At 58.9% G+C, this 25,881-nt stretch carries 26 protein-coding genes; all 26 read right to left on the bottom strand.

What is annotated here, in order from left to right; genetic code table 11:
* Window positions 1-9 precede the first annotated feature (9 nt).
* Window positions 10-213 carry a DNA-directed RNA polymerase subunit omega gene (gene rpoZ / locus ACPV0M_RS01920; protein ID WP_425621310.1) on the bottom strand — a complete coding sequence of 68 codons (204 nt, stop codon included), beginning with the start codon at window positions 211-213 and terminating at the stop codon, window positions 10-12.
* Window positions 214-229: 16 nt separating this feature from the next.
* On the bottom strand, window positions 230-820 hold the full coding sequence (gmk, locus tag ACPV0M_RS01915) for a guanylate kinase (RefSeq protein WP_425621309.1): 591 nt from the start codon (window positions 818-820) through the stop codon (window positions 230-232).
* Between the two features lie 21 nt (window positions 821-841).
* Window positions 842-1,111: an extracellular matrix/biofilm regulator RemA gene (gene remA, locus ACPV0M_RS01910; protein WP_425621308.1), complete on the bottom strand. Its 270-nt coding sequence runs from the start codon at window positions 1,109-1,111 to the stop codon at window positions 842-844.
* A gap of 19 nt (window positions 1,112-1,130) precedes the next feature.
* On the bottom strand, window positions 1,131-2,009 hold the full coding sequence (locus ACPV0M_RS01905) for a YicC/YloC family endoribonuclease (protein WP_425621307.1): 879 nt from the start codon (window positions 2,007-2,009) through the stop codon (window positions 1,131-1,133).
* Window positions 2,010-2,424: 415 nt separating this feature from the next.
* Window positions 2,425-3,621 carry a pyridoxal phosphate-dependent aminotransferase gene (locus ACPV0M_RS01900; protein ID WP_425621306.1) on the bottom strand — a complete coding sequence of 399 codons (1,197 nt, stop codon included), beginning with the start codon at window positions 3,619-3,621 and terminating at the stop codon, window positions 2,425-2,427.
* A gap of 141 nt (window positions 3,622-3,762) precedes the next feature.
* A complete protein-coding gene (locus tag ACPV0M_RS01895) occupies window positions 3,763-4,941 on the bottom strand; it encodes an LL-diaminopimelate aminotransferase (RefSeq protein ID WP_425621305.1) in 1,179 nt (392 codons plus the stop codon).
* A gap of 861 nt (window positions 4,942-5,802) precedes the next feature.
* The gene (gene dapF / locus ACPV0M_RS01890; RefSeq protein WP_425621304.1) at window positions 5,803-6,642 is read right to left on the bottom strand and encodes a diaminopimelate epimerase; all 840 of its coding nucleotides are present in this window, start codon (window positions 6,640-6,642) and stop codon (window positions 5,803-5,805) included.
* Window positions 6,643-6,713: 71 nt separating this feature from the next.
* A complete protein-coding gene (locus ACPV0M_RS01885; RefSeq protein WP_425621303.1) occupies window positions 6,714-7,835 on the bottom strand; it encodes a M20/M25/M40 family metallo-hydrolase in 1,122 nt (373 codons plus the stop codon).
* On the bottom strand, window positions 7,828-8,394 hold the full coding sequence (locus ACPV0M_RS01880) for a 2-oxoacid:acceptor oxidoreductase family protein (RefSeq protein ID WP_425621302.1): 567 nt from the start codon (window positions 8,392-8,394) through the stop codon (window positions 7,828-7,830). The genes ACPV0M_RS01885 and ACPV0M_RS01880 overlap by 8 nt, the downstream gene beginning before the upstream one ends.
* Window positions 8,388-9,143 carry a thiamine pyrophosphate-dependent enzyme gene (locus tag ACPV0M_RS01875; RefSeq protein ID WP_425621301.1) on the bottom strand — a complete coding sequence of 252 codons (756 nt, stop codon included), beginning with the start codon at window positions 9,141-9,143 and terminating at the stop codon, window positions 8,388-8,390. The genes ACPV0M_RS01880 and ACPV0M_RS01875 overlap by 7 nt, the downstream gene beginning before the upstream one ends.
* A gap of 4 nt (window positions 9,144-9,147) precedes the next feature.
* Window positions 9,148-10,203 (bottom strand): 3-methyl-2-oxobutanoate dehydrogenase subunit VorB, encoded by a 1,056-nt coding sequence (locus ACPV0M_RS01870; protein WP_425621300.1) that lies wholly within the window; start codon window positions 10,201-10,203, stop codon window positions 9,148-9,150.
* The gene (locus ACPV0M_RS01865) at window positions 10,178-10,417 is read right to left on the bottom strand and encodes a 4Fe-4S binding protein (protein ID WP_425621299.1); all 240 of its coding nucleotides are present in this window, start codon (window positions 10,415-10,417) and stop codon (window positions 10,178-10,180) included. Before ACPV0M_RS01865 ends, ACPV0M_RS01870 begins: the two co-directional genes overlap by 26 nt.
* A 162-nt stretch (window positions 10,418-10,579) precedes the next feature.
* Window positions 10,580-11,275, bottom strand: coding sequence for a hypothetical protein (locus ACPV0M_RS01860; protein ID WP_425622235.1), 696 nt, complete (start codon window positions 11,273-11,275; stop codon window positions 10,580-10,582).
* 16 nt (window positions 11,276-11,291) lie between these two features.
* Window positions 11,292-12,128, bottom strand: a complete 837-nt coding sequence (locus ACPV0M_RS01855) for a hypothetical protein (RefSeq protein WP_425621298.1) — start codon at window positions 12,126-12,128, stop codon at window positions 11,292-11,294.
* A gap of 37 nt (window positions 12,129-12,165) precedes the next feature.
* Window positions 12,166-12,852: a glycosyltransferase family 2 protein gene (locus ACPV0M_RS01850; protein WP_425621297.1), complete on the bottom strand. Its 687-nt coding sequence runs from the start codon at window positions 12,850-12,852 to the stop codon at window positions 12,166-12,168.
* Window positions 12,853-12,857: 5 nt separating this feature from the next.
* Complete coding sequence (locus ACPV0M_RS01845; protein ID WP_425621296.1) at window positions 12,858-13,727, bottom strand: copper transporter; 870 nt, start codon at window positions 13,725-13,727, stop codon at window positions 12,858-12,860.
* Between the two features lie 11 nt (window positions 13,728-13,738).
* The gene (gene steA, locus ACPV0M_RS01840; RefSeq protein ID WP_425621295.1) at window positions 13,739-14,863 is read right to left on the bottom strand and encodes a putative cytokinetic ring protein SteA; all 1,125 of its coding nucleotides are present in this window, start codon (window positions 14,861-14,863) and stop codon (window positions 13,739-13,741) included.
* 147 nt (window positions 14,864-15,010) lie between these two features.
* The gene (spo0A, locus tag ACPV0M_RS01835) at window positions 15,011-15,781 is read right to left on the bottom strand and encodes a sporulation transcription factor Spo0A (protein WP_425621294.1); all 771 of its coding nucleotides are present in this window, start codon (window positions 15,779-15,781) and stop codon (window positions 15,011-15,013) included.
* Window positions 15,782-15,926: 145 nt separating this feature from the next.
* The gene (gene spoIVB / locus ACPV0M_RS01830) at window positions 15,927-17,189 is read right to left on the bottom strand and encodes a SpoIVB peptidase (protein WP_425622234.1); all 1,263 of its coding nucleotides are present in this window, start codon (window positions 17,187-17,189) and stop codon (window positions 15,927-15,929) included.
* A 142-nt stretch (window positions 17,190-17,331) separates the two neighbouring features.
* Entirely contained in the window at window positions 17,332-19,338 is a 2,007-nt protein-coding gene (ligA, locus tag ACPV0M_RS01825; protein WP_425621293.1) for an NAD-dependent DNA ligase LigA, read from the bottom strand.
* A gap of 159 nt (window positions 19,339-19,497) precedes the next feature.
* Complete coding sequence (locus ACPV0M_RS01820) at window positions 19,498-20,367, bottom strand: lipid II flippase Amj family protein (RefSeq protein ID WP_425621292.1); 870 nt, start codon at window positions 20,365-20,367, stop codon at window positions 19,498-19,500.
* A gap of 4 nt (window positions 20,368-20,371) precedes the next feature.
* Complete coding sequence (pcrA, locus tag ACPV0M_RS01815; protein WP_425621291.1) at window positions 20,372-22,543, bottom strand: DNA helicase PcrA; 2,172 nt, start codon at window positions 22,541-22,543, stop codon at window positions 20,372-20,374.
* Window positions 22,544-22,779: 236 nt separating this feature from the next.
* Window positions 22,780-23,523 (bottom strand): bifunctional phosphoribosyl-AMP cyclohydrolase/phosphoribosyl-ATP diphosphatase HisIE, encoded by a 744-nt coding sequence (gene hisIE, locus ACPV0M_RS01810; protein ID WP_425621290.1) that lies wholly within the window; start codon window positions 23,521-23,523, stop codon window positions 22,780-22,782.
* 256 nt (window positions 23,524-23,779) lie between these two features.
* A complete protein-coding gene (gene hisF, locus ACPV0M_RS01805; RefSeq protein WP_425621289.1) occupies window positions 23,780-24,538 on the bottom strand; it encodes an imidazole glycerol phosphate synthase subunit HisF in 759 nt (252 codons plus the stop codon).
* Window positions 24,539-24,541: 3 nt separating this feature from the next.
* Window positions 24,542-25,270, bottom strand: coding sequence for a 1-(5-phosphoribosyl)-5-[(5-phosphoribosylamino)methylideneamino]imidazole-4-carboxamide isomerase (gene hisA, locus ACPV0M_RS01800; protein WP_425621288.1), 729 nt, complete (start codon window positions 25,268-25,270; stop codon window positions 24,542-24,544).
* A complete protein-coding gene (gene hisH / locus ACPV0M_RS01795; RefSeq protein ID WP_425621287.1) occupies window positions 25,248-25,874 on the bottom strand; it encodes an imidazole glycerol phosphate synthase subunit HisH in 627 nt (208 codons plus the stop codon). The genes hisA and hisH overlap by 23 nt, the downstream gene beginning before the upstream one ends.
* Between the last annotated feature and the right edge of the window lie 7 nt (window positions 25,875-25,881).

The raw sequence follows: 25,881 nt of genomic DNA, 5'->3' as shown, positions 1-25,881 counted from the left end.
CCCCCCCATTTAGGCCTTCGGCCGCGGCCTGAACCTTACTTTGTCCTCCGCGATCTCCTGCAAGGCTATGCTGACAGGTTTCCCCGGAGCAAGGGGAATCCCTGCATTTTCCTTTTCAGTTAGCATACGCGCCCTTTTGGCGGCGGCGACAACGAGAGAATAACGGCTGTCGGCCTTCTTCATCAATTCATCCAGGGATGGATGATTAATCATTATCCAGGCCCCCCCTTCAAAAGGGCTCAACGAACCGGTAGTATTTAACACGACACTTCTCCGCAATGATTATTGATAACACTTTGGACACCGCTTCGGTTAAATCATCATTAACTACTACGTAGTCGTACTGCTTCACTTGCTTCATTTCACTGCGCGCCCACCGCATGCGCTCAGCAACAGCTTCGGGCGTCTCAGTACCCCGCCCCTTCAGCCGCCGTTCCAGTTCCGTAAAAGAAGGCGGGGCAATAAACACCAGCACCGCATCCGGCAATTGCTGCTTAACCTGCAGGCCGCCCTGGACGTCGATCTCGAGGATTACGTCGTGGCCGTCGGCCATCAAAGCCGCCACGGGAGCGCGCGGTGTGCCGTAACAATAAGAATAGACCCTGGCCCATTCCAGCATCTCGCCGCGGGTCAGCATATCCTGAAACTCTTCCTCGGACTTGAAGTAATAATCCTTACCCTCGACCTCGCCCGCCCGCGGCGGGCGGGTCGTCGCCGAGATCGACACACGAGCGTCGGGCGATAACCTGCGAAGCTCCTTGCAAATCGTCCCCTTGCCTGCTCCGGACGGCCCCGAGATGACCACCAGGAGACCCTGCATAACGGAAAAAGCCCTCCGCCCTTACTCTTCGCTCTGCTGCGGCTGTTCGAGCTTGCTCACCAGGCGGTGCGCCACCGTTTCAGGCTGTACCGCCGAAAGAATGACGTGGTCGGAGTCGGTGATGATAACGGCCCTGGTGCGACGTCCGTAAGTGGCGTCGATAAGCATCCCCCTGTCCCGGGCTTCGGTGATGATGCGCTTGATGGGGGCCGACTCCGGGCTGACGATGGCGACAATCCTGTTGGCGGAAACGATATTCCCGAACCCGATGTTGATCAACTTGATATCCACGCAAGTCCCTCCTTAAGGATTATTCAATGTTTTGCACCTGTTCGCGCACTTTTTCCAGTTCCGTCTTCAAATCCACCACCAGGCCGGCGATCCCTTCATCTTGCCCCTTCGACCCGATGGTATTGACCTCCCTGAACATCTCCTGGGCCAGAAAGTCGAGACGCCGTCCCATCGGACCCGAGGCTTCCAAACAATCCAGGGCCTGCTTGAGGTGACTTTCCAAGCGTACCAGTTCCTCGGAAATGTCCGAACGCTCGGCGAAGATGGCTACTTCCTGAGCCAGGCGCTGCGGGTCAATGGCGACATTGTCCAGCATTTCCCGCATCCTGGTTTCGAGACGCTGGCGGTAGGCCTCCATTAGCGCCGGGACGCGCTCCTGGATCGCCTCCCGCAGCTTTAACATGTGCCGCAGCCTGTCCTTCAGGTCGGCAACCAGGGTCGCTCCTTCCTGTTCACGCATCGCGACAAGGCTTTGACAGGCCTCTAAAACAGCCTGTTCGAGCAGAGACCACCATTCCTCGGGATCAACCTGTTCCTGCTCTACGGCAAAAACTTCCGGCAAATTAACGAATAAATCCAGCGAGATCGCGCCATCAAGCCCTAAATCGGCCTGAAGCTCTTTCATTGCCTTATAATATGCCAAGGCCAAACCTTTGTCAACTTTTACCGCTGTTTCCTGGGCAGCCGTTTCTTCCACGGTGATAAAAACGTCGGCCCGCCCCCGGGAGACCGCTGCCTGGACCAGCCGGCGGACCCGATCCTCGAGACTCAGCATCGTCCGGGGAAGGCGTACGACCACCTCGCTGAACCTGTGGTTGACGGCGCGTATTTCCACGGAGAACCTCCACCTGGCGCCCACGGCCTCGCCACGGCCGTAACCGGTCATGCTTCTAAGCAAAACTACACCACCTGTATTATCTATTATTGGCGAAAAACTACCGCGATTATTGTCGGTCGTTTGGCATCAATGTTCTAGCCGTAAGTAACGAATCCCTTTAAATGCTGAGGGAACGTTGCGGCCATAGAGGTTGGCGGTGATCGTAAAAAAGTACGGCTTAAGACGTTCCGCCGTACCCAACCGCATTTTTCTCCAAGAGTCTCACAACACTCTAGGAGACCGCTGAAAAGCTTCGCCTGGCTTTGTCAGGCTCGCCGGCCAGTGCTCACGTACCATCCAGTACGCTCCGCGCTGGCCAGCTTCGCCTTCCGCGCCATGCTTGCTTTTGAGCGGTCTTCGGGTAACTTCCAAAGCAAGGCCGTACAACTAGAGATGTCTATGCCAAAACCGATGTCTTGCCTTTTTCAGCACTCTCCTAGTCGAGACCGCGAACAAGCTCTTCAAAGCGATTCATGCCGTCCACGATCCTCTCAAAAGCCGTCGCGTAGGAGAACCTGAGACAGGTATCGTCGCCGAAAGCGATGCCGGGAACGACGGCGATCCTCGCTTCCTCGAGGAGCAGGACGGCCAGGTCGGAGGCGGTCCTGATCTCCTTGCCCCGGTAGCTCCTGCCCAGCAAACCGGCGACACTGGGGAAGAGGTAAAAGGCGCCCCCCGGACGGGGACACCTTATCCCCGGCAGTTCCTCCAGGCGCTTGAGCATGTACGTCCGGCGCCGGTCAAACTCGCTCACCATCCGACGGATGGGCTCCTCGGGTCCTTCCAGAGCGGCGACGGCGGCCGCCTGGGCTATCGACGACGGGTTGGAGGTGCTGTGGCTCTGGAGCCCGGTTATGGCCTCGGCGAGCTCGATCGACGAAGCGGTGTAGCCGATGCGCCAGCCCGTCATGGCGTAAGCCTTGGACACGCCGTTGATGACGACGGTCCGGGCCTTGATTTCGGGGGAAAGAGCCGCAAAGCTGACGTGCGCGTTGCCGTCATAGATCAGCTTCTCGTAGATCTCGTCGGAAATGACGTACAAGTCGGGGTGGTCGAGGACGACCTCGGCCAGCGCCGCCATTTCCTCGCGGCTGTAAACCGCCCCCGTGGGGTTGGAAGGGCTGTTGAGGATCAGCAGCTTTGCTCTGGGGGTAATCGCCTTCTTCAGGTCATCGGGACTCATCTTAAAACCGTTTTCGACGCCGGTGAAGACAAAACGCGCCGTCGCACCGGCAAGCTTGACCTGTTCCAGGTAGCTGACCCAGTAAGGCGAAGGCAGGATCACTTCGTCCCCTTCCTGGCAGAGCACCTGGATGGCGTTGTAAAGAGAATGCTTCGCGCCGACCGAAACGACGATCTGACTGGGTTCGTAAGCCAGGCCGTTGTCGCGCAGGAGCTTGTCGGCCACCGCTTTCCGCAACGCAAGCGTTCCGGCCACGGGTGTATACTTGGTGGCACCCCGGCGGATGGCCTCAATGGCGGCCTCCTTAATATGCTCGGGCGTGTCGAAGTCCGGTTCGCCCACCCCGAAATTGATCACATCCAGCCCGCAAGCGGCCATCTCCTTGGCCCGGGCGTCGATCGTCAAGGTGGGGGAAGGGCTGATAGCTTGTGCCCTGCGGGAAAGCGGCATGCTTGAAACCTCCCATAGTAGCTGTAGGCATTAAGCTGTAAGCATTAGGACTGTGGTACGTTCCCTGGTACCGAATCTTAATGCCTAATGCTCAGTGCCTTAAGTATTAATTAATTAAAGGTAACCAACATGTTGAAGCCTTTAGAGTTCGACCTTGCCTAGTGTTGACTTAAGCCGGTGCATGGCTTCCCGGAGGCGGCTGTCCGGGATGGTCAGCGAGATGCGGAAGAACCCCTCGCCTTTGGCCCCGTAGCCGGTACCGGGGGTGATGACCACGCCCGCCTTTTCCAGGACGAGCTCGGCGAACGAAGCCGAGGTATAGCCCCGGGGCACGGGAACCCAGATGTAGAAAGTGGCCTTCGGCTTGTTGATCCGCCAGCCGAGTTCCTCCAGGGTGCCGACGACGAGGTCCCGGCGCGCCTTATATATTTCGCGCAGCTTTTCCGGGCCGTCCTGGGGACCGGTCAGGGCTTTAATCGCAGCATACTGCACGGGCTGGAAAACCCCCGAGTCAAGGTTGGTCTTAAGCCTCCCCAGGGCCTCGACGGCGTCGGCGTTGCCCGCCGCCCAGCCAGCCCGCCAGCCGGTCATATTGTACGTTTTGGAGACCGAATGAAACTCGATGGCCACCTCTTTGGCCCCGGGCACTTCGAGAAAACTCGGGGGCACGTAGCCGTCGTAAAAGATTTCGGAATAGGCCAGGTCGTGACAGACGAGGATTTCATACTCGCGGGCAAAGGCTGCCGCCTCGTGAAACACCTTTTCATCAACCGTGGCTCCCGTGGGGTTGTTCGGGTAGTTGAGGAACATCAGCTTGGCCCGGCGCGCCACGTCGGACGGGATATCCGCGAAGTCGGGGACGTACCCCCGCTCGGGCTTTAAGGGGAAGTAATGCGGCTCACCCCCGGCCAGGATGGTGCCCTGGCTGTAAACGGGGTAGCCCGGGTCGGGAATGAGCGTCGTGTCCCCGGGGTTTAAATAGCACCACGGGATGTGGGCGATCCCTTCCTTGGAGCCGATCAGCGAAACAACCTCGCGGCGCGGGTCCAGTTCAACGTTGAAACGCGTTTTGTACCAGTCCGCCACCGCCCGCCGGTAGCTTAAGAGCCCCACCGACGAGGGGTACTGGTGATTCGCCGGGTTCCTGATCTCCTTTACGGCTTCCTCGACGATGTGGCCCGGCGTGGGCAGGTCGGGGTCGCCGATACCAAGGCTGATCACATCCACGCCTTCCTGCCGCTTCTGCTCGATAAGCTGTTCGATGCGCGCAAAAAGATAAGGGGGAAGGTTCTTGACCCGCTCGGCCTCGGTAAACTTCAAGACGTCAACCTCCTTAAAGCTGTATCCTTCAACCTAAGCGGCCAGGTTTGTTACCCGCCGGCTTAAGAGCCATTCGGCTTTTAATAGCGACCGACTACCCTGAAAAAAACGGCCCTTGCTATTCGGGTCTGGGTTTATCCCCGAAAGCGACTTCGCTGAAAGCTTCGGGCACCGTTCTTAGCGAAGGTGAGGTCAGCGTGGCCGCCGACGAGGACGTTCGCGGGCGCTTCCGCTGTCAAAGCGTCGGCCGTACGCTTGCCCTCGGCCTTGGCCTGCGCGAACTTGTCCGTGACAGAGGAAGATGCGCGTTCGCCTCGGGCGCCGGCCGAACTCCCCAGCACTCAACTTGGCAGATCGTTTAAGTGAACCCATCACTTATGACTAGCTCTTCGGAGAGACTTAGTTGAGTGCTGGGTCAAACAGCGGCCGACGCTTTCCCTCGGCTCACTGCGCATTCTTGATTTATACTCCCAACGTTCGCTGCGGCCAAGGCCCCGGCGCGTACTTGGGTAAACTACTGAAAACTGCGCCCGCGAACAATCCGCAGGAGGCTCGCCACGCTCCGAACCGAGCTTAGGCTCCAAAAGGCCGTTCAAAAGCGAGCATGGCGCGGAAGGCCTTTGAGATGTGGGTCGTGGGAAGTCAGAAGTGGGAACACAGGGTTGGAATTCGCTTGGTGAATTCCTTCATTGATACTCACCTCTGACCTCTCGCCTCACACTTCTCAAAGTCGGGCGAAGCTTTTCAACGGCCTTATAGAACGGTCGAAGCGGAGCACCGAGCGTCGGGGATAACCCAGACCTGCTGCAACCGTTTTTCAATGTCTGTGGTGCTGCATTCTGCAGGATGAGGGTCTACTGACTATTGACTACCGAAATAACGCCCCTCAAAGACTTTGACCGCCGGTCCGGTCATATACACGCGCCCGTCTTCCTCCCATGCGATGTCCAGGCTCCCGCCGGGAAGCTCCACCCTGACGGAGCGTTCGGTCAAACCGTTCAGCACCCCGGCCACGGCCACGGCACAGGCTCCCGTCCCGCAGGCCATCGTCCGGCCCGCCCCGCGCTCCCAGACCTTGACCCTGACGGTCTGCGGGCTCAAGACCTGGACGAACTCCACGTTGGTTTTGCGCGGGAAACCATGGTGCCTTTCAATGGCCGGTCCAAACTGCAGGAGGTCCACCTCTTCGAGGTCCGGCACGAAAATGACGCAGTGCGGGTTGCCCATCGAGACCATGGTTATGTTGAAGGTCCGGCCGTTCACCGTCAGCGGTTCGCTGATCACCCGTCCGGGCTCTCCAAGCATGGGGATCTCCGTCCTGTTCAGGCGGGGTACGCCCATGTCAACACGCACCTTGGCCACCGCGCCGTCCTCCGGGATCAACCGGGGGACCATGATCCCGGCGAGGGTCTTGACCCTGACCGCCATGCCGTCAACTGTTCCCTCGTCGTAGACGTATTTAGCGACACAGCGAATGGCGTTGCCGCACATTTCGGCCTCGCTGCCGTCCGAGTTGAAGATGCGCATCTCGATATCGGCCCCGGCGGTCTGCAAGATGAAAACCAGGCCGTCGGCGCCGATCCCGAAATGCCGATCGCATACAGCCCGCGCCAGCGCGGGCGCATCGGCGGGCAGTCCGTCCCTGCGGACGTCCACGATGACAAAATCGTTCCCCAGCCCGTGCCACTTCGAAAACTCCACTTTCGACACCTCGCTGAAACCGCGAATCACGTTCCCTTGTTCATCCCAGTGCCCAATGCTCAGTGCTGTTTTCAGCACCCAGTGCTTTGCTTGATGATTTCCAGCACCAGCCTCGCCGTATCGACCAAGTCGTTCAACTCCAGGCATTCCTCGGTGGAATGCACTTTGCGCATCCCGCAAGCCAGGTTGGCGGTGGGGATGCCGGCGGCGTTGAAGATATTGGCGTCACTGCCGCCGCCGCTCTGTTCGAGGTAGGGTTTGAGCCCCAGCTGGTCAGCCGCTTGCATGGCCAAGCGCACCGGGGGGGCGTCGGGGTCGAGCTTGAAGGCCCTGTAAACGGTTTCCACCGCGATCTCGATCCGGCCGCCTTTTCTGCGTACGCCTTCCTCGAGGTTGCGGCAGATTTCTTCGGTCATGGCCATCCGCTTAGCGTCTACGAGGCTGCGCGTTTCCCCTTCCAGGTCCACCCGGTCGGGAACAATGTTCGTCGCCAGGCCGCCCCGGATAACCCCTATGTTGGCCGTCGTCTCGTCGTCGATACGGCCCAGCCTGAGGCAGGCGATACCGTAGCTCGCCGCCTGGATGGCGTTGATCCCGTCTTCGGGATTAATGCCGGCATGCGCGGCCCGGCCGTGGACCCTGGCTACGATGCGGTCCTGCGACGGCGCCCGCACGATGATTTTACCCGGAGAGCCGTCACAATCCAGCACAAAACCCATGCCCGATTTTAAGAGTCCGGTATCCAGGTTCTTGCTGCCCAGCAGGCCGACTTCCTCGGCAACCGTAAAAACAACCTCGATGGGTGGGTACTTAACGCCCTTCTCCTGGGCGACCCGAACAGCTTCAAGGATGGCCGCGATGCCCGCCTTGTCGTCGGCTCCGAGGATGGTCTCCCCCGAGCTGTAGACAACGCCGTCTTTTACCCGGGGTTTCACCCGCCGGCCGGGCTCGACGGTGTCCATATGGGCGCAAAAAAGGATGCTGCCCGCCCCATCAACTTTCCCCGGCAAATGGGCGACAAGGTTGCCGGCGCTGCCCCCAATCGCCCTCCCCGCTTCATCTTCGTAAACCGCAAAACCGAGCTCCTCCAGCCTGCTTGTAAGGTATTCAGCGAGCATGCGTTCGTTGCGTGAAACGCTGTCAATTTGCACGAGTTCTAAGAACAGTTCGGCCAGCCTGTCACGGCTAACCAACGGCAGCACCTCCCCGCCTGAACTCTTCGCCCAGGCTCGCCCCTCTTTCCAATGCTTGCCGGTTAACGGGGATTAATTTGTGCCTGCGCGGCGGGAGGACCTTGGCTAGGGCCTTGACGACCGAATCGACCGCCACCGCCCCGGAGATGCCAAGGTAGGCCCCCAGCATAACGTTCCCGGCAACCTTGCTGTTTCCTATCTCCTCGGCGATATCGTTGGCCGGAATGGCCAGGACACGCGCATCGGCGCGTTTTACCCGGGTCTTGACCAGCGAGCTGTTCAGGAGAATCAATCCGCCGGGGACAACACAGTCTTCGAATTTATCAAGCGACGGCCCGTTCATGGCAATCAGGCATGTCGGCTCCGTAACCAGGGGGGAACTGATCGGCCTATCGGAAATCGTCACCCCGCAGTTAGCCGTGCCGCCGCGCATCTCCGGGCCATAGGAGGGAATCCAGGCCACATGCTTGTTCTCTTCCATCGCCGCGTAAGCCAACAGCTGGCCCGTAGACAGGATGCCCTGGCCGCCAAAACCGGCAATAAGGATTTCTTCTAACATGCCGACGCCTCCCCTGCCGGCATTTTGAACTCGCCCAGCGGGTAGTGTGGGAGCATGTTCTCTTCCAGCCACTTTAAGGCTTCCACCGGGCTAAGCCCCCAGTTGGTGGGACAGGTAGAAAGCACTTCGACAATGCTGAAGCCGTCGCCCCGGATCTGGCATTCGAAGGCCTTTTTCACCGCCTGCTTAGCCTTCACCGCATTGCCCGGATTATGTACCGACACACGGGCCACATAAGCGGCGCCGTCCACCGTGCTGAGCATTTCGGCAACCCGCAGCGGCAAACCGTTGCGCTCCTTGTCACGCCCAAAGGGCGTGGTGGTCGTCTTCTGGCCGAGGAGAGTGGTAGGAGCCATCTGCCCGCCGGTCATTCCGTATATGGCATTGTTCACAAAAATAGCGGTGATTTTTTCGCCTCTGGCAGCAGCGTGGATAGTCTCAGCTGTACCAATGGCAGCCAGGTCGCCGTCACCTTGATAGGTAAAAACCACCCGGTCGGGAAGCGACCTTTTGACCCCGGTGGCCACGGCGGGAGCGCGGCCGTGGGCAGCCTGAATCATGTCGACGTTAAAGTACTCGAAAGCGAAGACGGCGCATCCGACGGGACAGATCCCCACTGTGTTCTCCCGCACGCCCAGTTCATCGATAACCTGCGCCACAATCCGGTGGATAATGCCGTGCGTGCAGCCGGGGCAGTAATGAAAGGGCTTCTCAGTCAGACTTTCCGGACGCTTAAAGATTAGAGCCATGATTTCACTTCACCCCCACGACTTTAAGGAGTTCTTCGTAGACTTCACGGACTGTGGGAACCACACCACCCGGCCGGCCGTAGAAATACACCGCAGTACGGCCGTTGACAACAAGCCGCACATCCTCGACCATCTGACCCAGGTTTAACTCCAGAACAACGTATACCTTAACATCTTCGGCATTCGCAAACGGGGTCTCGGGGAAGGGCCACAGCGTGATCGGGCGAATCAAGCCGACCGCCAGCCCCTCGGAGCGCGCCCGATCCACCACGGCTTTCCCGATGCGGGCCACCGTACCGCAAGCAACAAGCACGTACTCGGCGCTCTCAAGGTGATAAGCTTCCCAGCGCTGCTCACGTTCTTTCATCTTTTGGTACTTGGCGGCTAAGGTGAGGTTAAATCGCTCGTTTGCCTCCGGAACAATGCACATAGAATTAACAATATTACGCTGTTTCCTGCCCCGGAGCCCGGTCGTGGCCCACGGCTTTTCAATCAACCGCGGCTCCTCGGTCTCACCGAGGTCGACCGGCTCCATCATCTGCCCTAAGATACCGTCACCGACAACTATCACCGGGTTACGGTACTCGTCTGCCAGGTCGAAGGCCAGTTTCGTAAGCTCGATGATTTCTTGCACTGAAGCAGGAGCCAGGACGACCGTGTGGTAGTCACCGTGCCCGCCGCCCTTCACTGCCTGGAAATAGTCTCCTTGAGCGGGCGCGATGTTCCCCAGCCCGGGGCCTCCGCGCATCACGTTCACGATCACACAGGGCAGCTCGGAACCGACGAGGTAGGAAATGCCCTCCTGCATCAGGCTGATCCCCGGGCTGGACGACGAAGTCAGCACCCGATGCCCGGCGGCAGCAGCGCCGTAAACCATATTGATCGCCGAAACCTCGCTCTCGGCTTGCAGGTATACACCACCGAGCTCCGGCAGTCTTTCAGCCAGGAAGTGGGGAATTTCCGACTGCGGAGTAATCGGGTAGCCAAAGAAAATACGGCAGCCGGCCTTGATAGCGCCCTCGCCGAAAGCCTCGTTACCTTTCATTAACGTCTTTGGCATCGTCCTTCTCACTCCTTTCGACCTCGATCACCACATCAGGGCACATCCAGGCGCAGACCGCGCAACCTGCACATCTCTCCATTTCCATGACGGTGGCTGGATGAAAGCCCAGATGGTTGAAATAGTCGGCCTCGACGATGATCTTCCGGGGACAGAACTTGATGCAGATCCCGCATCCCTTACAACGGTCCTCGTGGAAATACACCCGCGCCATACACTACCTCCCCCTGTAAATCTTACGAAGTGAGAGTGACTCCCCACATCCCACCTCTTTTCGGCGTCATTAACATTAAACATTAAGGCTGCTTTCAGGTATTGGTATCGGACTTGGGATAATGACATCCGCAAAGAGTCTATGATTTTAATACTCTAACACCTAATTACCTAAGACCCTAATCTCCCACGGCGGGCGCATGTACAAGTCGATGCCCACCACCGGCACGCTCAACCCGAGCCCGCGCGCCCGGTCGGCCAAATCCCTGCGCACCGAGACAAAAGCAACGGGAATGCCCAGTTCTCCGGACACCTCATCAATCACGCGCTGACCTTCCACAATCACCTCGAGGTTGGTATCCGCCCCCAGGTTGGTGTTGTTCACCAGGTAGTGGACGCGCGTTCTGGACGCCCGCTGGACAGCATCAAGCATCTCCACGATCTGGGAAAAAGTCCTCGTCCGGGGCCGGCAGGCGTTAACTACAAAAAAAACGGCATACCGACCTGCCGGCAGGTTAGGCTTGAATCTACCGAGTACGGTAGCCCCAATGTCATCTCCGCCGACATCAAAGACGCCGAACCTGTCTTCCCGTGTCAAGACCCCCAGGATGGCTGGCGGCAAAGCAGGGATATCGGCCTGGATCAGCTCCCTGGACGGGCAAACGACCTCAAGCCCCGGGCGCTCGAGCCGTTCCTTGGCGTGCCGCGTCCGGTAATAGGGATTGACGATGTCAAGATCGACCAGGGCCACCTTTCCAACCCCGGAGAGTTCCATGGCGGTGTTGATGGCCAGCTCGGTCTTGCCGCTGCCCAGGTTGCCGACGAAAACATTAATGCGCTCTATCCCTGGCACCTTCACATTTTTCAATAGTTCCCTATCTATCGTCAAACTCCTCTCTACGGCGGCCGATACGGTCGATAAAGTGCAGCACGCGGTTCTTGGCGATCACCTCGGTCAGGGAATAGCGCTCCGTAAAAAGGTGGAAGACGACCAGCGCCAGAAGGACCACGACCCGGGTGGGCACGTCCAGGACCCATACGGCTGTCAGCCCCAGTGTCGCGCCAAGGACATTGGAACCGGCATCCCCCATCATGGCCTGGGCGCGCAAGTCGGCGGGAAGATAAACCAGCAGGGTCCCGGTTACCACAGCTAAAAAGATCAACAGGTTGTTCCCCCACGCCGCCGCGGCCAATAAGCCCGCGCCGAGCAAAAAACCCTTGCCGGCCCGTCCCGGGCGCAGGTCGAGAAGGTTGAGCGTGTTGGCCGCCAGGGCGATGATCAAGGTGTTGAGGAACACCTCCCGCAAAGGAGCCGTACTGACGGCGGCCAGGAAGGCGATGACCAGCCCGCCGAGCGCTTTGAGCGCCCCCGTGGTCAGCTCCCCCTTAAACAGGCAGCGGAAATGCCCCTTGATGCCGGAAGCGGCGCGTGAACCGAAAACATCGTCGATCAAGCCTAGAAGGCACATCGTCGCGCTGACCAGCAGGAACACGACGACAAAAATCTGGAACTTACGGGCGTCAACCAACAGGTAGGTGATGGCAAAGGACAGGGCGGGAACGATAAAAAAAAGCAGGCCCATACCCATGGGTATGGGGTCGCCGCGGTAATTCAAGCGCTTGAACCGGGCTCTCTCCGCCAAATCCTTCAAGAACGGGAGCAGGACATAACCCAGTACGAGCCCGAGGACAAAAAAAAGAAGGATAATCATTGTACAAAACACCCGAATCAAACAAATCTGCGCTGGTTCAGCCCATCTTTGCGGGTTTTTGGCTACCGAAGCATTTGAGAAGGGTCAAAGCGATATCGCGAAACTGTCTGCCCCGGTGGATGAACCCTTTGAGATCGCGCCCCGTTTCCCGGTGCCCCATCAAGACGGGCACCTCCAGGATGCGAAAGCCGGCGCGGGCGGCGGCGATGGTCATCCCCACCTCCGCCCCGTATCCCCCGGCCACGGGAAAGACGTAAGGCAGGGCCTCTCTTTTAAGCGCCCGTTGCCCCGAAATGGGACTTTGCATCTTCAAGCCCGTAAAATAATAAATACCCCTGGCGGCCAGGCCTTTGACCAGCCCGAAACCGCCCTTGCGCCTGGGCGGAGGGAAACGGGCGATCGTCATGTCCGCTTCGTCGTCCAGGATGGGCCGGATCAGCTTGCGCGCCTCGCCGGCTGTCGCTCCCAGGTCGCCGTCGAGCAGGACGACGATTTCCGCCGCCGCTGCCCTCACTCCCCGGTTGAGAGCGGCCCCCTTGCCGCTGTTTCCGGGCATGTTCAACACCCGGGCGCCGGCCTGCCGCGCTTCTTTTTCCGTGGCGTCCGTCGATCCGTCGTTAACGACGATCACCTCGACAACCTCGGGAATCCTGCGGACGGCGCGGACGGTAGCGCCGATGCGGCCTTCTTCGTTAAAGGCGGGGATGATCACGCTTGCCTTCATCGCCGTCACTCGTGGAAGGGCGGGATAAGGCGGTCCGCCGTCTCCTTGACGCCGTAATCGCCCGGTTTTCCGGATATGGCCATCACCAGGGCGAACTGCCCCGCCACCATGTCGATGTTGTCGACCGTGGCCTTGCAGCGGCGCTGGTATTCCTTCATGTAGGAATTGGTGACCGTGCTCTCCTCCGCCCCGTAGACAGCAATTCTATGGTCAACAAAATAGTTGATCATCGTTATATCCACATCCGTGATAATGTCCCTGTCCTTGTCGTAACCCCCGCCCACCATCACCACACTGTCGACGGGCACCCCGTATTCGCCGATGACGTTGATCAGTTCTTCCTGCGCCAGGTACTCCACCAGCGGCGTTTTGCCCTCCAGTACGGCCTGGGCCAGGGCGGAGGCCGTCCGCCGCACGAGTTTCGTGTCACTAGTATCCTGCCATTTGGTAATGCTTAACAATTCTCCTTTACGCTCTGCGACGGCCAACCCGTTCGTAATTGTGGTTACCGAGGTAACCTTGGCACCGGCCATTTCCAAAACCGGCTTAAGGTCCCCGGTGGGCGGAAAGGGGCTGGTTTCGACGATCGCCACTTTTCGCCCTTCCAGGCGCCCGTTGATCAGGAAAGGCAGGATGTCCTTGGTGAACTGTTTTTGCAGTTGCGTTTCCATTTCTAAAGAAGACAGCCGCTCCCGGGTCAAGGCATTCTCCTGCCGCAGTTCCGTCAGGTGTTTCTCAAGCCTTTCGGCAAGCTGTTGCTGCTGGTTGGAAAGGGTGCCGCTGCCGATAATCATGCTCCCCACCAGGATACCGATACCCAGCGCCAGGAAGACAGCGACGATGGAAACAATGTGATAACGGATGTTGATGATCACGGTCTTTTACCTCAAATGCCTAGTAGTACTCTAACCTGGATGTAGAGCAAATGTAAGAGGTCCCTCGTTGTGGGGTACAGCATCATCACAATCGCCACCGGAATCAAGGCGGCCAGGAAGATCGGCGCCAGGTGCCGGGGACGAAGAGGGCTCCGGTACAACTGGGAGACGCCTTTGGCGTCGACGAGGATGGACCCCACCTTCAGCCTGACGAGGAAGGTGGAAGCCATACCCTTGCGTCCTTTTTCTAAAAAGTCTAGCATATTGGAATGCGTTCCGACGGCCACGATCAGGCTGGCCCCTTTTTCATAGGCCAGGAGCATGGCGATGTCCTCGCTGGTTCCTGGAGAGGCGAAGGTCTTGGCCTTCAGTCCCAGGGCTTGTACCCTGGCCAGGCCGGGCGCCTGCCCGTCGGGGTAAGCGTGCACGATGATCTCGCCGGCCTGGCTGAGGGCATGGTCGCTCACGCTGTCCATATCGCCGATGACGATGTCCGGCTTGAGCCCGAACTCGAGGATGGCGTCCGCCCCGCCGTCGACGCCGATCAGGATCGGTTTGATCTCGCGGATGTAGAGCTGGATGGCCAGCAAGTCCTCCCGGTAGTTGTCGCCCCGCACCACCACCAGCGCGTGCCGCCCCTTAAAGTCGACGTTCACGGAAGGCGTGTCGAGGTGCCCCGCTACAAGACTGACTTCCTGCTTGGCGTAGGTCAGCGTATTATCCACAAAACGCTCGAAGACATGGTTCATTTTGGCCCGGGCCTTCTCCATGCCTTCCTCGATCCGCTCCGGGGTAAGGAGCGTGCCGGACCCTATGCGCACCCCGCGCTTGTAAATCCGGTCCTCGATGATTTCCAGCTCGTCCTCTTCCTGGACGCTCTCGAAAATCTCCGGCCCCACCTCGTCGATAATCGGAATGCCCGCGTCGGTGATGATTTTAGGCCCGCTGTTGGGATAATCGCCGCTGATGGAACAGCAAGCGTTGATCACGGCTTTGGTCCTTGTAGAAACCAGGCCTTCGGCAGCGAGCTTGTCAATGCCTTCGTGGGCGATGACGGCGATTTCACCCGGGTTCAAGCGTTTGATCAGGTTCTTTGTTTTACGGTCTATCCGGGCCACGCCTCTAATGATGGCCACAATTTTCCCTCTTCCAAAAACTTTTTCCGGCTTTCACTTATCCAACCTAGTATAGTATTCTTAAACAATTTAAATCAATAATAGGGTAACCAAATACGCGTAATTAAAAAAGCCCGAAGCGTTGCTTCGGGCTCTTGAGCTATTGCTTTAGCTTACTTTGGCTTCAATTCGCAATTTATCAGCGATCATGGCGATAAATTCAGAGTTTGTGGGTTTGCCGCGTTCCAGATTGATGGTGTAGCCAAAAAACTTATTCATCATTTCGACGTTGCCGCGATCCCATGCCAACTCGATGGCGTGCCGGATGGCCCGTTCCACCCGGCTGGGGGTGGTGTGGTACTTTTGGGCGATCATCGGATAAAGTTCTTTCGTCACCGCCCCAAGAAGATTGATCTCATTGATGACCATCAGGATAGCGTCCCGCAGGTAATGGTAGCCTTTGATATGCGCCGGAACACCCATTTCGTGAATGATGTTGGTTACGGCAACGTCAAGGTTGCGCTCCTTGACCGCCGAAACGTAAGGCTGGACCTTGACCCCGTCGGCCAGTTGCCTGATGCGGGTGCCCAGGACGGCGAAATCAAAGGGCTTCAGGACATAATAGTCGGCGCCCAGTTCAACGGCCCTCTGGGTGATGTTTTCTTGTCCGAAAGCCGTAAGCATAATGACTTTGGGCCGGTGGCCGACCAGGCCTGAAGCCAGTTTTTCCAAAACACCGATACCATCCAGATGAGGCATGATGATATCCAGGATGACGACGTCGGGTTTTTCCTGCTCGATCATATCGAGAGCTTCCATGCCGTTGAAAGCGACACCTGCGAGTTCGAAACCGTCTTGCTGCTGTAAGAACTCTTTTAACGTTTCGCAGAAATCCCGGTTGTCGTCGGCGATTAATATACGAGTTTGTTTATTAGGCATTTTAATATCTCCGCCCCCACATCATTATCTATTTCTGTGTTTATTGGTTTTCGCCGGCAGGTAAAAAGTTCCTGCTGGAGGCGGAAAATTTTTCTATTTTAAAATTTAGCGCATTTTAGAGAGATTACGACTAAATGTTGCTTATTTACGCGGCATTCCTGTCTTGTTCGGCAGATGGCGCCTCCAAAAGACCGCTTTCGTCAAGCATCCATTCGGCCGGCACGCCGTAACCGCGGGCGGGATTATTGATGAAAACGTGTGTCACCGCACCGACGAACCTGCCGTCTTGGATGATCGGGCTCCCACTCATGCCCTGGACGATACCCCCCGACTTCTCGAGCAGGCGTTCGTCCGTAATCCTGATCATCAACCCGCGGCCGTCCCGTCTCCCCTCGTGGCGAATGCGCTCGATTTTGATGTCGAAGCTCTCGACCTTGCGGCCTTCGATAACGGTGAGCATCTGGGCCGGACCGCATTTGACCTGGTTGACCAGCGCCACCGGTATGGCCTGGTGGTAAACCCCGGTTTCAGGTGGGTCCAGTAAAAGCCCGAAGATGCCGAAAACCGAGTTTTTGTTGATCGTGCCGCTGATCCCGTTGTCACGGGCAAAAGTACCCACCTTTTCCCCCGGCTGCCCTCTCCTGCCGGGACGGATATCCTGGATGAAGGCTTCGACGATTTTGCCATTCGCCAACTGAATCGCTTGAGCCGTTTGCGCGTCAGCGATCACATGGCCGAGCGCGCCGTAAGATTTTGTCAAGGGATCGTAAAAAGTCAGCGTTCCTACGCCGGCCGTGCTGTCCCGAACCAGCAGGCCGATCCGGTAACGGCCCGTTTCGCTGCAGCGGACCGGCCGTAAGCTGGTTTTGTAAACGTCATCGCGCCGTTTAAGTTCCATTACCAGTTGCTGGCCCTTTTGCCCTGCCTCGTCAACTAGGGAGCGTACATCTGATTCGCTGATCACCTGGTGACCGTTGATCTTCAAGATCACGTCGCCGACCTTGATCCCCGCTTCTTTCGCCGGCATCCTTTCGTCCCCGTTTTCGCCGACGACGGGCGCCTGACCCACGACCATCACGCCCTGGGCGTGTACCAGGATGCCGATCGCCTGGCCGCCGGGAACCACCTTGATCTGCGGCAGGGCGGTAACGGTCATATACCGTAATGGAATTAAATCAAAAAGTCGTATACTTGCCTCAAATTTTCCGGTGCCGCGTACAACAGGCCTTCCTTCGGCATCGATCGCGAGAAACTCCGGACGATTGGTGCGGAATACAATATTATTACGTATGTTTTGCGGTATGTTGAGGGATGATGTTAATGATTCACCGCTGATAACCTGGTGTTGCGTTGGAAGGGTAAATACTCCCCTGCCAGATTGTGAAAAGCAGCCGCAAAGCGTCAACATAGCAAAAAAAATAAACACAATCTTCCTAAAAGATAAACAAGGCATTCTAAGTTCCCCCCCTTCTGAACTCAGAATGCCCTTTTTGTCGTTTTTTTATGTCAGGTAAAAATTCTTACGTTAGGGCGATATTTTGCGCTTCCTTTTAATGATTTGCGATCAATTGCTTAAACTCGTTCTCATCTAATACTTTAACGCCAAGTTCCCGCGCTTTTTGCAGTTTGGAACCCGGATTTTCGCCCGCAACGACAAAATCGGTCTTTTTACTGACACTTGATGCTACTTTTCCGCCCAAAGACTCGATGACTTCCGTCGCTTCCTGCCTCGTCATTTCGGTAAGCGTGCCCGTAAGTACAAAGGTCTTGTCCGACAGGGGAAGGTCGCGCGCTTCGGCGGGCGCCTGCCGGCGGGTGTTGACGCCGGCCTCGATAAGTCTGGCGATAACCCTTCTGTTTTGCACGCGGCTGAAGAACTCGGTCACGGACTCGGCGATTTTGGGGCCGATTTCGGGAATGGCCGTCAATTCTTCAATACTTGCTTCCATAAGCCGCTCCAGGGAGAGGAAGCGGCTGGCCAGGGTCTTGGCGGCTTTTTCGCCAACGTGCCTGATGCCGAGCCCGAAAATGAGCCGCCAGAGGTCGTTTTCCTTGCTCCCGGCGATGGCTTCGTGAATCTTGCGGGCCGATTTCTCGCCCATGCGTTCCAGGGAAGCCAGGTCCTCAACGGTCAACCGGTAAAGATCGGCGACGTCGCGGACCATTTCCCGCTCCAGCAGCTGGTCGATCAGGGCGGGGCCGGCGCCCATGATGTCCATGCCGTTGCGCGAAACAAAATGGAGCAGGTTCTCGCGGAGCCTCGCCGGGCAGGCGATGTTGGGACACCGCCGCGCCGCTTCCCCTTCCAGCCGGACCACGCCCGTCCCGCAGACAGGACAGATGTCGGGCATGCGGAAAACGATTTCGCCGCCGCTGCGTTTCTCGGGCAGGGAGCGCACGATCTCCGGGATCACCTCCCCCGCCTTGTGGACGATGACCCTGTCGCCGATACGGATATCCCGCTCGCGGATGATGTCCTCGTTGTGCAGGCTGGCCTTGCTGACCGTCGTCCCCGCAAGGCTGACCGGGGTCAGGAGCGCGGTCGGCGTCAGGACGCCGGTTCTGCCGACACGGATGATGATGTCTTCCACCGTGGTCTCGGCCTGCTCGGCCGGGAACTTGTAGGCCACCGCCCACCGGGGGCTTTTCAGGGTGGCGCCCAGCTGCTCCTGCTGGGCCAGGGAGTCAACCTTGATGACCATGCCGTCAATGGCGTACGGCAACTCGAAACGCTTTTCCTCCCATTCCTCGCAGTAGGCTAAAGCCTCATTAAGCGACGTAAAACGGCGGATGTGCTCGTTAACGTGGAAACCCAGTTCGGCCAGCCACGCAAGCACCTTGGCATGCGTTTCCGGGGCCGTGCCCTCGTGATAACCCACGCCGTACACGTAGATATCCAACTGGCGGTGCGCGGTGACCTTCGGGTCAAGCTGACGCAGCGACCCGGCGGCCGCGTTCCGCGGGTTCGCAAAGAGGGGCTGCCCGGCCTCCTCGCGCCGCTCGTTTAAGCGGGCGAAGGACTCCTTGGACATGAACACCTCCCCGCGGACCTCCAGCAAGCCGGGGACAGGATGGCGCAGACGCAGCGGGATCGTCCGGATCGTCTTCAGATTCGGGGAAATGTCCTCTCCTATCTCCCCGTCGCCGCGCGTGGCTCCCCTGGCGAAAACGCCGTCCTCGTACTGGATGGAAACGGCCAGGCCGTCCACCTTTAGTTCCACCACATAGGCGACCTCCCGGCCCTGCAGCGCCGCTTCGACGCGCCGCCCGAACTCGGCGAGCTCCCCGGCGTCAAAGACGTTAGCCAGGCTGAGCATCGGCACCACGTGCCTGATGGTGGCGAAGCCTTCCCGGGGTTTCCCGCCCACCCGCTGGGACGGCGAATCCGGCGTGACCAGTTCCGGCCACTGTTCCTCCAGGGCCATCAGCTCGCGCATCAGCGCGTCGAATTCCGCGTCCGTGATTTCCGGGTCGTCCAGAACGTAGTACCTGTAGTTGTGGTACTCGATGAGTTCCCGCAGCTCGTCGATCCGCTTTTTGGCTTGCTCAACGTCCAAGATCCCACACCCTTATTGGCTGTTGGCTCCTTGAAAGCTAACTGTTAGTCTTCGAGACGCTAGTAGTTTACTGTTACCTGGAACTTGACTCCCTAAGTTGAGTGCTGGGGAGTCTTACGGCTACGGCCTATAGCCGGTTCAATCCCAAGGATTGAACCGTTATGGGACTATAAAGACGGCCGCCGCCTTGATCAGTTCCGCCGCCGGAAGCAACAGCGCCTGTGCGAATATTGTGCCCAAAAAGCGCGTGCCTGTAAGATACGCGACCATGATTTGCACGTCCTTTTCCGGGCGCGCCCCTCTAGCGGCCTGGTCGGTGATGCGCGCCGCGGTCGGGTCCACTACGGTGGCGATCAGCACCGTCGCGATGCCGTTGACAATTCCCGAGAGCAGAATGGCCGTCCCGCGGAATTCCGGGAAGAGCGCCCCGGCGTACAGGGCCGACAGTACGCCGATCGTGTAGATCCCGGTGACAACGACGTTCAGCAGGAGGAAGGTCGCCGGGAGCCGCCGGCGTTCCCGGGCCGTGCCGCGCAACAGGCGCCCCGGCCTGGGAAGCTGTACCTGTCTTAAAAAACGCAGGGTGCGGCGCGGAGAAAGAACGGCGGCGGCAAGCATGCGGGGCACCGAACCGACCTCGTCGAAAAAAAGCACGGCGCGCGACAGAATGCGTACGAAAGGCGGGATCAGGATGCCGCCGGCCAGCGTCCCCAGCGAAGCGGCCAGGATCACGCTGCGGAGGTCCCCGGCGAGGCTTTGCAGCCCTTGCCGGTAAACCGGGTTGCTGAAAAGGTCCCCGCCTGGAGAAGCCGCGCTCAGCGCCGTATTGATAACCTGCTCCACCAGCGACGAGAGCAGCGGTGCCTGGATCATGTTCGCGGCGCTGGCCACCAAAAAGACGATGTTGAAAAGCGAAACAGCCGTAGCCAGGCGCTGGGTGCGCACGCCCACCAGGCGCACGCCGTAAGCCATGGTGTTAACGGCGTGAATCAGGGCCGTCAGGACAGCTACCAGCAGCAAACGTTCCATCTAATCACAGTGTTCCCTTCCGATAACTACTGCTCAATCCGCCAGGATTGAGTTTTTCAAGGGGAGCGTAGGCTACGAGCAGTGTCTTGATCCCCTGCTTCGGAAACGCCACCTTCAACTGCATATCGCTTCCTTCCCCCACGACCTGGACAACCACGCCTTCCCCCCATTTTTGGTGGCGTACCCTGTCGCCGTCACAGAACGAAACCGTATCCGCGGGGCCGGTCGGCTTCGTTTCGGCTCCCACCGGCGCCGCTTCCCCTTCCTGGGCCACCAACTCCGGCGGTATCTCCAGGAGGAACCGCGACGGCTGGTTATAATGCACGTTGCCGTACAGCCATCTGCTCTGGCAGCAGGTCAGGAAGAGCAGCTCCCGGGCCCGCGTGATCCCTACGTAGCACAGCCGCCTTTCCTCTTCAAGTTCCCGCGGCTCGGCCAGGGCCCTGGATAGCGGGAAGACGCCGTCCTCAAGTCCGGCGAGAAAAACGACGGGGAACTCGAGCCCCTTGGCCGAGTGCAGCGTCATCAGCGTCACCTGGTCATCGTCCTGGTTGTACCGGTCAAGGTCGGTAACCAGCGCCAGCTCGTTGAGGAACTCCAGCAGGCTGCCGCCCTTAGCCTCGTCAAACTGTCTCGTCACGGACAGAAATTCCGCGAGGTTCTCCATGCGTGTCTGCGCCTCGACGGACTTTTCGTTGACCAGTTCCTGCCAGTATCCCGTTCCTTCCAGCACGTCGCGCACGATGGAGGTCACCCCGCTCTCGGCTTGTTCACGCCATGCGGCGATTTTTCGTCCCAGTTCGGTCATCTCCCGGGACACCTTTTGGGAAAGTCCGGCGATTTCCCCGCTCCGCAGCAGGGCGTTACCCAGGCTGATTCCTGCGTCATAGGCGAACGCAAAAAACTTTTGCAGGGAGGCCTTACCGATCCCCCGCCGCGGAACGTTGATGATCCGCTCCAAGCTCACCGCGTCGGCCGGGTTGACGATGACCCTCAGGTAGGCCAGAAGGTCTTTGATCTCTTTGCGCTCGTAAAAACTCAGCCCCCCCACGATGGTGTAAGGGATGCCGTTACGCAGGAAAACTTCCTCCAGCACGCGCGACTGGGCATGCGTGCGATAGAGCACGGCGAATTCCCGGTACTTCCTCTGCCCGGAAAACCTCAGCCAGCGGATGCGGTCGGCGATGAACCGGGCTTCAGCCTGTTCGTCGGGGGCCTTAAACAGGCGCAGGGGCTCGCCTCTGTCCTTGCTGGTCCAAAGTTTCTTTTCCTTACGTTCCAGGTTATGCCGGATGACGCTGTTGGCGGCGTCCAGGATATGTCCCGTCGAGCGGTAGTTCTCCTCCAGCTTAACGACGGTCGCCTCGGGATAGTCCCGCTCAAAATCCATGATGTTGCGTAGGTCGGCCCCCCTCCAGCCGAAAATCGACTGGTCCGGGTCCCCGACGACCGTCAGGTTGCGGTCGCGCCTGGCAAGCAAGTTGACAAGGACGTACTGGGCGTGGTTGGTGTCCTGGTATTCGTCGATGAGAATGTAGCGGAAGCGCTCCTGGTAATACTCCAACACCTGCGGGATCTCGCGGAAGAGGCGTACCGTCATGCAGAGCAGGTCGTCAAAATCCAGGGCGTTGTTCTCCCGCAGGCGCTCCTGGTAGCGCTTGTAAACTTGAGCGACTAGTTCTTCCCAGTAGCCGTCGGCCCCTGCCGCGTATTCTTCGGCGTCGACCAGCCAATTTTTCTGATGGGAAATGGCGGTCAGCATACCGCGCGGAGGGTACTTCTTGGGATCGAGGTCCAGGTCGGCCAGGCAGCTCTTGACGACGGTCTGCTGGTCGCCCTCGTCGTAGATGACGAAACCGCGGTCGTAACCCAGGGCGGCGATGTCGCGCCGCAGGATGCGCAGGCAGGCGGCGTGAAAAGTCGAGATCCAGATGTCCCGGACCGCAAAGGGCACCAGTTTCTCGATGCGCTCGCGCATCTCCCGCGCCGCCTTGTTGGTGAAGGTAATAGCCAGAATCTGGTGCGCGGGCACGCCCAGGTGGCGCATAAGGTAGGCGACGCGGCAGGTCAAGACGCGGGTCTTGCCGCTCCCCGCCCCGGCCACCACCAGGAGAGGTCCTCCCGGATGAGTGACGGCCCGGGCCTGCGCCGGGTTGAGCTGGTCTAACAAGTCCAAATAGCAAGTCCTCCAGTTTAATCTATATCCATCCTGGGTAAATACCTAGAAGATTATACCACAAACGGGAAGGCTGCGGATTATCCGCAGCCTTCCGGACACTTGGATTAGGCTTTGAGCGCTGGGCACTGGGCGTTGGGCTTTAGGCACTAAACCTCGGGCACTCGTCGCCCGGGCTCTTCTTACCTATGCCCGATAACCAACATCAAACATCAACATCTGACGGCCAACAGCTTCTATTTCCTTCTGTTCTCCAGTTCCCGCATCACCTCGTTGAGGTGAATACCCTGGTCCGCCAGGAGGACCATCACGTGATAGAAAAGGTCGGCGACCTCGTAGACCACTTCCTCGCGGATGTGGTTTTTTGCCCCGATGATGACCTCGGAAGTCTCCTCCCCGATCTTTTTCAAGATCTTATCCAGGCCCTTATCAAACAGGTAGCTGGTATAGGCTCCCGAGGGTCTCTGGCTCTTGCGGCTGACAATAAGATCGTACAGTTCATTGAGGATAGCTACGCTGTCGACACTCTTCTCATCCCGAACCGCCGCCTGGGGCCGGGCGGGAGGCTGGTCGGCCGCCGCGGCATCCCTTTGCACCTCCTTACTGTAGACCGAACTCGGGTCGAAGGCCATCTCCCCGACGATGGCGACGCCGCTCTCGGCGATCTTGTAATGGAAACAGGTGCTGTATCCTTCGTGACAACAGGCTCCGTGCTGTTCCACCTTGATCAGCAGCGTGTCGGCGTCGCAGTCAAAAAAGATCTCATCCACCCGCTGGACGTGCCCGGAGGTCTCGCCCTTGTGCCACAGCTTTTGGCGGCTGCGGCTCCAGAACCACGTTTCGCCGGACTGCATCGTTTTTTCAAGGGCTTCCCTGTTCATGTAAGCCAGCATCAGGACCTTATTCGTCCTGACGTCCTGGATGATCACCGGGATCAAACCGTCCTGGTTGAACTTCAGCTTATCTATCTTGAAACCCACCTGCTCCATCCCTCCCTGGGAAAAACCAAATCGTAATATGATCAATCAACTCGCACAAGAGCCTCGTCGTAACATCTTCGTTCTACGTCTGACCCGGCACTCGCATTCGGCACCCAGATACTTGTTGGGATTTGGCTGAAGCCAAATCCCTTAATTCTTACTTTATATGCCTAAAAGCTTATAATTTATAATCACACTTTCCGGTACTCCGAACCCAAACCCGTCCCCTGACTACCGACTACCGACTACCGACTTGCTACAGTCGTACAGGTATCCCCCGCTCGCGCAGGAACTCTTTGGTCTGGCGGACCGAGTACTCGCCGAAGTGAAAGATCGAGGCCGCCAGGGCGGCATCCGCCCCGCCGTCGGTGAGTCCTTCCGCGATGTGCTCGAGGTTGCCCACCCCTCCCGAGGCGATGACCGGGATCCTGACGGCGTCAGCCACAGCCCTCGTTAAAGCGATGTCGTAGCCGTCCTTGGTGCCGTCGCGGTCCATGCTGGTCAGCAGGATCTCGCCCGCGCCGAGAGCCTCGACCCGGCGCGCCCACTCCAGGGCGTCGATCCCTGTAGGGGTGCGGCCCCCGTGAATGAAGACCTCCCACTTGCCCGGAGCCGTCTGCTTGGCGTCGATGGCGACCACGATGCACTGGGCGCCGAATTTTTCAGCTCCTTCGGCAACCAGCGAAGGGTTTTTCACAGCGGCGGTATTCAATGATATCTTATCAGCTCCGGCCGCCAGCATCAAACGGATGTCCTCGACGCTGCGCAGGCCCCCGCCGACGGTGAACGGGATGAAAACCTCCTCCGCCGTACGGTGCACGACGTCGAGCATGATGTCCCGCCCGTCGGATGACGCCGTAATGTCCAGAAACACAACCTCGTCGGCGCCTTCACGGTCGTAAAAGGCGGCAAGTTCGACGGGGTCCCCCGCATCGCGCAGATCGACGAAGTTTACGCCCTTGACGACGCGCCCGCCCGTCACGTCCAGGCAGGGAATGATGCGCTTGGCTAACAACTCTTATTCCCCTTTCGCCACCGCCAGGGCTTCCCGCAGCTTGATCGTCCCGGCATAAAGGGCTTTTCCGATAATCACGCCTTCTATCCCCTCGAGGCTCAAGGCCTTCAGGGCCTTGATGTCGTTAATGCCGGCCACTCCGCCGGAGGCGATCACCTTCAGGGTTGTCTCCCGGCAAGCCCTCTCGATGGAGGCCAGGTTCAGCCCCTGCAGCATCCCGTCCCGGCGGATATCGGTCAAAACAATGCGTTTTACTCCGAGACGGCTGATTTCTTTGAGAAAATCCAGGTAGTCCCTGGCGACGGCCTTGCCCCACCCCTCGACGCAGACCCGCCCGTCGCGGCAGTCCACGCCGACGACAATGCGCTCCCCAAACTCGGCGAGGGCCTCGCCAAGGAAGGCGGGATCGCTCACCGCGGCCGTTCCCAAAATAACGCGCTCCACCCCCAGCCCGAGGTAGCCGCGCACGGTCTCCATATTTCTGATCCCGCCGCCCAGTTGCACGGGTATCCTGACCGCCCGGATGATCGTGCTTATCGCTTCCGCGTTCCTGGGCTGCCCGGCGAAAGCCCCGTCGAGGTCGACGACATGCAGGTACTCCGCGCCCTGCTCCTGCCACCGCAGGGCCACGGCCGCCGGGTCGTTGCTGTAAACGGTCTCCTTGTCAAGACGCCCCTGGATGAGGCGGACACATCGCCCCCCGCGCAGGTCAATCGCCGGAAATACTAGCATCCTTCACCAACTTTCCGAAATTCCGCAGGATTTGCAGCCCGAAGCCGCTGCTCTTCTCCGGGTGGAACTGTATGCCGAAAACATTGCCCCGGCCGACCACCGAAGCAAAGCGCACGCCGTACTCCGTCTCGGCCAGGATGATTTCGTCATCGACAGGCTGTACATGGTACGAATGCACGAAGTAGAAACGCGTGCGGTCGGGTATCCCCGCAAAAATGGGCGAGGGACGCCTGATTTCCACCTCGTTCCAGCCCATGTGCGGGACTTTCACGCTTTCCGGGAGCCGCCGGTTGGTCCCGCGGAAAACGCCGAGGCCCCGGCTGCGTCCCCACTCTTCGCTGGACTCGAAAAGGAGCTGCTGGCCGAGACAAATGCCGAGAAACGGCTTTCCGGCGTCTATCGCCCGCCGGATGGCAAGGTCCATCCCCATGTCTCTCAGGTTCCGCATGGCGTCGGCAAAGGCCCCCACCCCGGGCAGGACAACGCCGCGAGCGGCCTCCAGGGCTTCCGGCTCCGACACAATCCCGGCTTCCCAGCCCACCTTGGCAAAACCCTTCTGCACGCTGCGCAGGTTGCCCATACCGTAGTCGATGATGACAATCAACTTATTT

Origin of the sequence: Desulfosceptrum tomskiensis, assembly GCF_049818055.1 — a bacterium.
GTDB lineage: Bacteria > Bacillota > Desulfotomaculia > Desulfotomaculales > JASEER01 > JBFLVT01.
Note: the sequence above shows the minus strand (reverse complement) of the source record. Positions and strands in the feature narration are given on the sequence as shown.